Origin of the sequence: Flavonifractor sp. An306, from assembly GCF_002159455.1 — a bacterium.
GTDB lineage: Bacteria > Bacillota > Clostridia > Oscillospirales > Oscillospiraceae > Flavonifractor.
The window spans coordinates 1-7,404 of record NZ_NFIQ01000112.1 but is presented as its reverse complement, the minus strand read 5'-3'; the positions used below and the strand labels follow the sequence as shown (position 1 = coordinate 7,404).

General features: G+C 54.7%; 7 protein-coding genes. All 7 read right to left on the bottom strand.

Going from position 1 to position 7,404, the window contains the following annotated elements:
• A partial coding sequence (locus tag B5F88_RS17990; RefSeq protein ID WP_087348768.1) for an SPFH domain-containing protein occupies window positions 1-1,042 on the bottom strand: 1,042 nt, incomplete at its 3' end.
• A gap of 29 nt (window positions 1,043-1,071) precedes the next feature.
• Entirely contained in the window at window positions 1,072-2,286 is a 1,215-nt protein-coding gene (locus tag B5F88_RS17985; protein ID WP_140402188.1) for a hypothetical protein, read from the bottom strand.
• On the bottom strand, window positions 2,264-2,599 hold the full coding sequence (gene mobP3 / locus B5F88_RS20865) for a MobP3 family relaxase (protein WP_242959873.1): 336 nt from the start codon (window positions 2,597-2,599) through the stop codon (window positions 2,264-2,266). Before mobP3 ends, B5F88_RS17985 begins: the two co-directional genes overlap by 23 nt.
• A complete protein-coding gene (locus B5F88_RS17975) occupies window positions 2,592-5,852 on the bottom strand; it encodes a SpaA isopeptide-forming pilin-related protein (protein ID WP_343286483.1) in 3,261 nt (1,086 codons plus the stop codon). Before B5F88_RS17975 ends, mobP3 begins: the two co-directional genes overlap by 8 nt.
• Before the next feature lie 52 nt (window positions 5,853-5,904).
• Complete coding sequence (locus B5F88_RS17970) at window positions 5,905-6,225, bottom strand: DUF4314 domain-containing protein (RefSeq protein WP_087348762.1); 321 nt, start codon at window positions 6,223-6,225, stop codon at window positions 5,905-5,907.
• A 10-nt stretch (window positions 6,226-6,235) separates the two neighbouring features.
• Complete coding sequence (locus B5F88_RS17965) at window positions 6,236-6,475, bottom strand: hypothetical protein (protein ID WP_087348760.1); 240 nt, start codon at window positions 6,473-6,475, stop codon at window positions 6,236-6,238.
• 23 nt (window positions 6,476-6,498) lie between these two features.
• Window positions 6,499-7,170, bottom strand: coding sequence for a hypothetical protein (locus B5F88_RS17960; protein ID WP_087348758.1), 672 nt, complete (start codon window positions 7,168-7,170; stop codon window positions 6,499-6,501).
• Window positions 7,171-7,404: the final 234 nt, after the last annotated feature.

Genomic DNA, 7,404 nt, shown 5'->3' with positions numbered 1-7,404 from the left:
GTACAGGGGCGGGGGTGGGCTGAGCCTGCTGCTGTGCGCCCATCTGATAGAGGTTCTGGGCGTTCATGCCGCCCATCTGTCCAGCCATCCCCATGCCCATAAAAGCCATAGCGGGACCGGCATTGGGGTTGCTGGCCGCGGACTGCATGGCGCTGGCCTGTGCGCCTACCAGATGGGCCGCCGCCCGGGTGGGGTCCATAAAGGCCGCGTTGCGCTGCAGCTCCTTGATCATCTGCTCGTCTTCCTCGTTGGCCTTGACACTGGAGACGCCAAAGGAAACGATCTCCATGCCCCGCAGGTCCCGCCACCGGGAGGAGAGCTGCTCGTTGAGGGCTTCTGCCAGCTCCAGGGTGTGACCGGGGAGAGCGGAGTAACGGATACCCATTTCCGAGATCTTTGCGAATGCGGGCTGCAGGGCGGTGAGCAGCTCCGTCTTCATCTGCCCCGCGATCTGCTCGGTCTTAAAGTCCTCGCTGACGTTGCCGCAGACATTGGTATAGAACAGCATGGGGTTTTTCAGGCGGATGCTGTACTCGCCGAAGCAGCGGATGGCGATATCGATGTCGATACCCGCCCGCTGGTCCACCACCCGGAAGGGGACGGGGCTTGGGGTTCCGTACTTGTTGCCGGTGAGCTCCTTGGTATTGAAATAGTAGATGCGCTGGTCCTTGGGGGCCTCTCCGCCGAAGGTGAAACGCTTGCCGATGTTCTGGAACACGCCCTTGATGGATTCCCCCAGATCGCCGGTGAAGAGGCTGGGCTCGGTGGACATATCGTAGGTGTACTCGCCCGGCTCGGCGCACATATCCACCACCTTGCCCTGCTCCACGATGAGCATACACTGGCCGTTGGCCACGGCGATGACAGAGCCGTTGGTGATGATGTTGTCATCCCCCTTGGTGTTGCTGGAGCGGCCTGTGGCCTTCTTCTTTCCCTTTACCGCCAGCACATCCGCGGGGATGGCTTCGCAGTAGAAGAATTCCTTCCACTGGTCGGCCATCACGCCGCCGGCTGCGCCCAATGCAGCTTTGATCAGTCCCATAATGCGATCTCCTCTCTTGTTTTATTTTGTTATGGTGTCAGGAATGTCCACCCATCCACCAGATACCCGTTTGTGTCGGTGATGGGCCAGAGGTACCAAAAATCCTCCCAGGAGCGCTTGATGTGCAGGCACAGGTTCGGTACGCCTTCCGGGATCGTCAGGGAAAACCACCGAGGCTCATCAATGTTGAGCGTTTCGTCGTACAGGATCTCGTCCGTGACCCAATCCAGAAGCCGTCTGCTGTCATCCCACAGGGGCTCGCCCGTACAGAACCGGATCTGTGTTTCATACCAGCGTCCCACCACCAGCAGCCTGTCCAGTCCATCCGGCTCCAGCTTTGTGACCGGCAGTACCTCCAGCCATGCGGATACATCGTCCGGTGGGTTGGGCCAGTAGAAGGTCAGGCAGTCAGAAGGCTCCTCATACAAAGCCGTCTGCAGTGTTTCCGGCAGGAATGCGTCTACCCGCTGGTAGACCGCCGTGCGGACCGCCGGAGCGCCGTCCGTCTCGTAATGCTCCTGGAGATACAGCGTATCCGGATCGGTCAGGGTGAGAAAGAACTCCGCGCCGGTATCATCGTGAAAGAGCCGGACGCTCCAAAGCTCGTTGGAGAGGCCGTGGAACAGCGGTTCCTCCAGCAGTTCCGTCCGAAGCTCGGCTTCCTGCCGGTATTCCGGCTCATCCGTATCCAGAAAGTCCGCGAAGTAATAATCCGCACTCAGCACATATCCCTCGATGGCGTCGCTCCACCTGCTTTCAAAAACCAGCGTGGAGGCCAGACCTTCTTCCCGGGCGTTATAGCTCCAGCCCTCCACCTCGCCTGTGGTCATGTGCCATGTCCCATGCAGGTTTGCGATACACAGTTCGCCGCCCGGGCCCGGCCGCTCCGCTTTTTCAAAATAGAATCGATCCCCATAGAAGGATTCCAAAATGATGCGGCCATCTTCAATGCGGCCATTCATCTCACCATCTTCATCGCCGTCCGAACTTGTCAGCCGCAGGGTGTGATCCGCGCCGAGCCACCAGGTCCCGCTGCCCAGATAGCTGTTAAAGCTGTCGCCCAGGACCTCACGGAATTGCGCCGTTCCGTCCTCGTTGAGAAAGAGATCGGCCCACCACCGCTCCGTGGGCATCTGGCTCACCTCTGTGCGGTCAAAGAGATCGTTGTAGGACTCGTGCTGTACAGCCGTCCAATAGGTACCGCCCAATGAACTGTCGGAGTTAAGCCAGATCCTTTTTGACATAGAGGTTGTGCATCTCATCCTGGAAGATGGTGTTGGTTAGCGCAGAGCGCATGGCTGTGATTCCGGTCTTGTTGAGGTACCCATGTTTCCCGTCTGCAGACCACACCATCATGTGTACATGTGGGTGGTACCCTTCATCATGGAAGGCTGCACACCAACGGAAGTCATCCACTGGGATCTTCATGGCCTGCGCCAGCCGAGTCTTATGCTGCAAGAGAAGAGTGCGCCAACTCTCGGCACTGTCGTATCCAAGATCTGACGCATCTTCACGCCGTAGAGAAAGAATAACAGTCCAAACAGGCCCTTTAGTCATCATTGGCATCGGTAGCCACATTGGTTCCGAACACAGCGTCAGGATCAAATGTGACTGGCACATAGAAATTCAGCAGACTTCCGCACTCGCTCATGTCACCCTGGAAAGTAATCTCGTTCATGCAAAGCCGCCTGGATCCGGTCAACACCATAGCATCTGAGTTTGGTGTGAGTTCCTTGCCATCGAGTTTGTCCAGCAGTCTATCCCATCTCTGATCTGTAGAGATGTTCTGTTTTCGGTAAGCGTGATATCCCATAGATAAGTCATCCTGCTGCCGTTGTTCTGTACCGGACACGGCCTTATTGGTAATCTTGAGGGGTTCTGTCTTTCCGTTCTCCACCTCAAAGTAGTAGGGGGTGCTGTCCAGCTTGAAGCCATCCGCTGCCTCGACCTCCACCGCATAGTAGGCACCGTCTTCCAGGGAAACGAAGACTCGACCGTTTTTGTCCGTGGTGACGGTATCGATCAGTTCGTCATCTACCTTACGAATCTCGAATGTGGTGCCAGGAATGCGCTCGGTCTGATCAGCTTCGTTGACCTTGATAATCTCAACCCCGCCGATGGGATCGTTATAAAAAGTCAAGGTCTGCGTATCTGCCGGGTTTACCACCACGGTCTGGGACTGAGTGGCCGGATCAATGGTGTAGCCATCAATGGTTTTCGTTTCCTTTACCACGATCGTGCCGGTCACACCACTGATTCGAATCTCGCCGTTGGCATCTGTGGTATAAAGGCCCTTGCTGGACAGGTGGCCGTTGTCAGCGTCCACATAGCCACCATCGGCATAGGTCAGCTCAAACTCCACACCAGCCAGAGGCTTTTTAGTCACGGAATCGAGCTTTCGAATGACCAGAGTGCCCTTCGCCGCATTATAGAAGCGCAAGGTCTGTACCTCACCGGCCTTAATCTCAATGGACTTGGGAGAAGTGTCCAGCACATAGCCCTCCACTGTTTTGACCTCTCTGGCGGTCACCGTGGTGCCGGGCTCCAATCCGTCAATAACAATGCGGCCATTCTCATCGGTAATGTACTCTCCATTGCTGGAGCCAACGACCGCGCCGGAACTATCTGTGACCAAGAACGTCACGCCCGCCAGCGGCGTTGTGGTACCCTCGATATACTTTTCGATGACCAATGTGGTACTGGGCGTGTTGGTGAAGTAGAGCGTTTGCGTATCATTGGGGTTGACCTGGACGGTCTGTGTCTGTTTTGAAGGATCAATGCTGTATCCCGGAATGGTTGCGGTTTCGGTCACTACCAGGGTGCCCACTACACCGTCAATCTGGATCTTTCCATCTTTATCGGTAAAGTAAAGACCGTTGCTGGAGATGTAGCCGTTCTCGTCCGGCACGTACTCACCGGTAGATGTGGTCACCTTAAATGTGACTCCCTCGAGCGGTTTGCCAGTGAGCGAGTCCCGCTTGTCGATGACAAGGGTACCGGCTTTGGAATTGGGCACGACCACCGTCTGGGTATCCCCGTTGGGGCCAATTACCACATTGGTGGAGGGCTGGTCTATGACGTATCCCTGGGGCGCCTTAATTTCGGTCAGTACATAGGCGCCGGGGGCCAAGTTGGAGATACGAATCTCCCCCGCCGAGTCGGTGGTAAAGATGCCGTTCTGAGTCAGTGTGCTGTCACCGATCACACCATCCAGGCCGACCTCACACCCAGCGGCCGTCGTTACTCTGAACTGAGCACCAGCCAGGGGCTGCCCAGTGGCACTGTCCCGCTTCTGGATAATGATGGAACCCTTGGGCTGGTTCTTGAAGGTAAGCGAAACGGTTCGCCCCTCCTTGATCTGGATGGTCTGGGACTGGGTGTCAATCAGGAAACCAGCCGGAGCCTTTGTTTCAGTGACGACCACGCTCTTGCCGGGAGCCAAGCCCTCGATGCGGATCTCGCCGTTTTCGTCCGTGCGGTAGATTCCATTATTGTCCCCGATCAAAGTGCCATCCGCATACATGACCTTAAACTCGGCATCCTGAAGAGTCACACTGGGATTGACAGAACAAACCTTACGAATCAGCAGATTTCCATCCGGCATATTCTTAAACCGGACGGTGATAACCGACTGTTCTCCGCTGTCGGCCAGATAGACGGTTTCCGAAGACTGGATAATGCTGTAGCCGTCCGCAGGGTCCACTTCCTCCAGAATATAGGTGCCAGGTTTGAGGCTGGTCCAAATAGCGGTGCCATTTTTGCCGGTCACCTTCTGGCCAATAATCGTTCCACCGGTGCCAGATGTCCCGCCAAGGTAACGCAGCTGGAACGTGCAGCCCGGAAGGGCCTCACCAGTGACGCTGTCGTATTTCTCGACGATGATGGCGTTAAGGGGAGTATTCTGGAAGGTAACGGTTTTCTTTTCTCCGCCATGGAGAATGATCTTCTGAGTTGTGGGCTCTACCATCTGGAACCCAGGAGCAGGCTCTACCTCAGTGATGGTGTATTCGCCGGGATACAGCCGCTTTCCCTGCTCGTGGAGCCGGATCTCGCCGTTAGAATCCGTCAGGAGCTCGCCAAAATCAATGGTGGCAGGTGCGTCAGCGGCCTCGCCATTGCTGGTATAGGTTACATGGAATCGCGCTCCCTCCACGGGGGCACCAGCAACGCTATCCTCCTTGTAGATGGTGAGTTCAGGGCTTTTGCTGTTTTTGAATACAAGTTTTTTGTCATCCCCTGCATTCAGAGAGATCGTCTGTACCCGATCTGCATCCTTGTCAGGCAGGAAGTAGGGGGCCGGTACGGACAATTCAGTGACACGATAAGTGCCAGGGGCCACACGGAGGGCAACTGTACCATCCTGACCGGTGGTAACATCATGCTGATAGTCACCGTCAATGGCTTCAATCCGGAAGACAGTGCCGGGAATAGGGGTAGTCGAGTCCGCAGCATCTACTTTGGCAATGGTGAGCTGAGGCTGCTTCAAGTTGTCAAAGATCAGCTGTTTCTCATCCCCAGGACCCAGCCAGATCGTCTGAGTAGGTTCCGCTGCCACCACATAGGGGTCAGGCACAGAAATTTCAGTTACCTCATAACTGTCTACGGGAAGGCCAGTCAGAGTGGCTGTGCCATCTTCACCGGTAGTAACATCCGTATGGTAACCGTGATGGATGCCCTTTACCTCGAAAACAGCACCTGGAACAACATCTCCTGTCTGGCCATCACGCTTAAGGATCGTCAAGGTAGGAAGTTCTTCATCAACTGCGGAAACCGAAATCGTGCCGCCGCCATCCACATCTTCCTGATCCACATGAACGATAACCGGTTCCTCAAGGCGCGCATAAGGAGCTGGCACATAGACTTCAACGAAAGCATAAAGACCTTCGGTGATGTTGGGAACGGTAATAATTCCAGTAGAGTTGAGCGGTGAGAGGCATATAGAACTTCAGCGTTTGAGGTTCCGGAAGTTGGACCTGAAACCGATCCGCGCCAATAATGAGGGCGAGGCCGCTTCCGTTGTCCCACTTAACATGGAATTGACCTGCGTCATCAATACTTTCCAGGGTGCCCATGCTGCCGGGAGCGATGGGGTGGGGGTCATCCTTCATTTCAATGAGTCGAATGCGGCTTCCCTTGGGATACTGCTCCCGGAGAAAGTCCAACCATTCTTTTTGTACTTGCATCTTGCACCTCCTACATGGTCATGTCCTGCTCTTGGGACATATCCTTCAACTCCTGATGGAGTTGTTCTACTGCCTCGAAAATTGTTGGATCGTTCTTGAAACTCTCCAGTTTCTGGTAGTCCGCAAAGAAGGTTTGCTCTCCGTCCACCATGCGAACAATATCAACTGTGGCAAAGTCATCTTTAGTGACGCCAAGGCGTTTCTCCGGGTGATCGCTGCCTTGATATAAGAAAAAAGCGCCGGAGTTCATACTAAAACTCCGGCGCTTCAATATTACATTGTCGGTTCCCGGTTGTAGGATTCGGCGTGCTGTTCCTGCTCTCTTATGTGCGCCAGCACATCGGGAACTGAAATAGCAATCTGGTCTTGAACACCACGGATGCATTTTTCCTGCTCGGCAGTCAGGTCGAAACCGGCGTCTAAGGTATCAGCACAGCATCGGTAGATTTCAATCAGTTGATCCTGATTGAAGACCTGGTGCTTAGGGGTGAGACCAGAGCGGATGGCGAAGTTTTGCTTGGCATCTGTGTAGTTGTCCTGAAAGTAATTGCCCCGGTTGAGAGCTGTGCGGTCAAAATTCCAATCCCAGGTGACGAAGTGAACACCATGCTTGGTCAGGTGCCCAGCCAGCACGGTTCCATTGAATTCGGCCAGTGTTCGGTAGTCGCCGGACAGCCCCTGCGCTTTCAGCAAAGGTGCTTGCTCCATCAGCGCCATATACTCCCGCACTGTGCAGGCCAGATCGGTGACTTGCTCACAGGCACGTTCCCGTTCCGAGGTTGCCACATCCTCCTGCCTATAGCGAACACCACCGCCCGCTGTGATCCGACAGAGCGGGAAACCGCCCCATTCTACGGGAAGGCATTCGCCCTGTTCAGGCTGTGAGGTGAAACCCTCACGGTGAAGGGCGATGCGAAGTTCCTGAAAAAACAGTTCCTGACTCATATTTTTGCCTCCTGTGTGTAACGTTCTATTGCTCTCCTTTTGACATTTCTGGCAACAAGAAAAGCCGTCATCTCCAAAGAGTGACGGCTAAGGCGATAAAAATAAAGTGGTTTGTACTGCAATTTGACATTAAGGTCAAAAGGGAGGTTTTGAAGTTAGCGCAGCTAATGTTAGGCCTGTTTTGCTGCTCCAAAACAATATCATACCAATAAAAATTGCCTGCCGGCCCTCTAT

Coding starts and splice junctions, on each gene's coding strand:
- B5F88_RS17985 (WP_140402188.1), bottom strand. CDS start 2,286: ATGTCAAAAAGGATCTGGCTTAACTCCGACAGTTCATTGGGCGGTACC.
- mobP3 (WP_242959873.1), bottom strand. CDS start 2,599: ATGACTAAAGGGCCTGTTTGGACTGTTATTCTTTCTCTACGGCGTGAA.
- B5F88_RS17970 (WP_087348762.1), bottom strand. CDS start 6,225: ATGCAAGTACAAAAAGAATGGTTGGACTTTCTCCGGGAGCAGTATCCC.
- B5F88_RS17965 (WP_087348760.1), bottom strand. CDS start 6,475: ATGAACTCCGGCGCTTTTTTCTTATATCAAGGCAGCGATCACCCGGAG.
- B5F88_RS17960 (WP_087348758.1), bottom strand. CDS start 7,170: ATGAGTCAGGAACTGTTTTTTCAGGAACTTCGCATCGCCCTTCACCGT.